Source organism: Paraburkholderia sp. MM5384-R2, assembly GCF_014201025.1.
Lineage (GTDB): Bacteria > Pseudomonadota > Gammaproteobacteria > Burkholderiales > Burkholderiaceae > Paraburkholderia > Paraburkholderia tuberum.
The window spans coordinates 1-1,554 of sequence record NZ_JACHDI010000082.1; the positions used below are offsets into that span (position 1 = coordinate 1).

1 protein-coding gene and 1 pseudogene are annotated in these 1,554 nt (G+C 58.5%); both read right to left on the minus strand.

What is annotated here, in order from left to right; genetic code table 11:
• Positions 1-94: 94 nt before the first annotated feature.
• Positions 95-466 (minus strand): annotated as a pseudogene (locus HDG37_RS38685) (SDR family NAD(P)-dependent oxidoreductase); the annotation flags it as partial.
• Positions 467-652: 186 nt separating this feature from the next.
• Positions 653-1,522, minus strand: a complete 870-nt coding sequence (locus HDG37_RS38690; RefSeq protein ID WP_184056853.1) for a LysR substrate-binding domain-containing protein — start codon at positions 1,520-1,522, stop codon at positions 653-655.
• Positions 1,523-1,554: the final 32 nt, after the last annotated feature.

The window sequence follows — 1,554 nt, forward strand, 5'->3', positions numbered from 1 at the left end:
GCCCATTCCATTCCTCGTTTAGTGCGCGACGCCCCTCGCAATCTCACGCCACATAGCTCGCGATGACAAACCTAATTTAGACCGGGACGTAACAAATGACCGCTTGCGACATGTAGAGCGTCCCACGCAGGTTTACATCGATGATCGCATCGAAGTTGTCCGGTCCGATGTCCATCGTCTTCAAAGGCTGGGTGATACCTGCGTTATTAATTAATCCATCAACGCGGCCGTACTTCCCGACGGCCGCCCTCGCGGCAGCAACGCATGCGGCCTTATCGGTCACATCGCAGGCGAGGCCAAGGTGCCCTTCGCCGAGGTCACGCGCAGCGCTCTCCGCGTCTTCCTTGCGGAGGTCCAGAATCACCACTCGCGCGCCCTGTGCAGCTAGTGCTTTTGCGGTCGCCTTGCCGATACCGCGCGGCGAAGCTGCACCCGTGACGATTACCACTTTGCTGTCAAGCAACATGTTTGTCTCCATTGATCGTGTTAGTTGGTAGACGCAGTTTCAGCGCTTTCAACCATCTCGATCAATGCAGTCCTGCTCAACTATTGCTGACGAATTTTCAGGTATCGCGGCGGCGCTGAGTTGCTGGTGGGAAGGAGGTCAGCGCCTGGGATCGAACCCTCGGCGCCAGCGCCCGACCGGCATGGGCTAGCGCGCCGTTGAGTCCCGGCTGACTTCGTGCTCGGCCCAGGCGAGAAACCTGGCGACACGCGGCAGATCCGCGTTTTGGGAAGGGTAAACGAGGTGATGAGCGCTGACCTCGACCGTATACTTGCGATCGAAAACCGGGACCAGCGACCCTCGTTTGAGATGGACCGATGCGAGCATCGTGCTTTCGAGCGCGATGCCGTGTCCCAGCGCCGCGGCTTCCAGCGACATGTACGAACGGTCGAATGCGAAATCGTATGCCCTGTGGGACACCGCGACGCCGAACTTTCCGAACCATTGCTTCCACTGCACGAGCGGAGTCTCCGAGAAGATCAGGCGACGCTCGTGCAGGTCGTCGGGAGTGCGCACCGGAAATTTTCTCAGGTATTCCTCCGATGCAAGAGGCGCGATGAATTCATTGCGAAGCGTTTTGATCTCGCCGTCGGTCCAATGCGCATAGCCGTGTCGCACGTCGACATCGTAGTAGCCGGACGTGAATGAAACATCTTCATATGAGCACGCCAGATTCAACTGAATGTCGCCGTTCGCTTCCTGAAATGAAGCGAGGCGCGGCAGCAACCACATTAGTCCGAAGCTGGGACTCGAATGAATGCGAAGGATCTCCACGCCCGACTCGCTCGATGCGCGCTCGGTTGCGCGGCTCAGATCGGCGAGCGATCCGGTGACATCGGCCAGATATTGCTGACCGGTCGGCGTCAGGACGAGTCCCCGCCCCAATCTCGTGAACAGGGCCCTTCCGACCGTGGATTCGAGGTTGGCAATCTGATGGCTGACCGCCGATGGCGTTAAGGCTACTACAAGGGCTTCCCCATTGAGCGCAAGCACAAATGTGGTTTTCTGTTGTCGCAATGTTGCCTTGCCGACGTCGTGTGAGAAGGTGA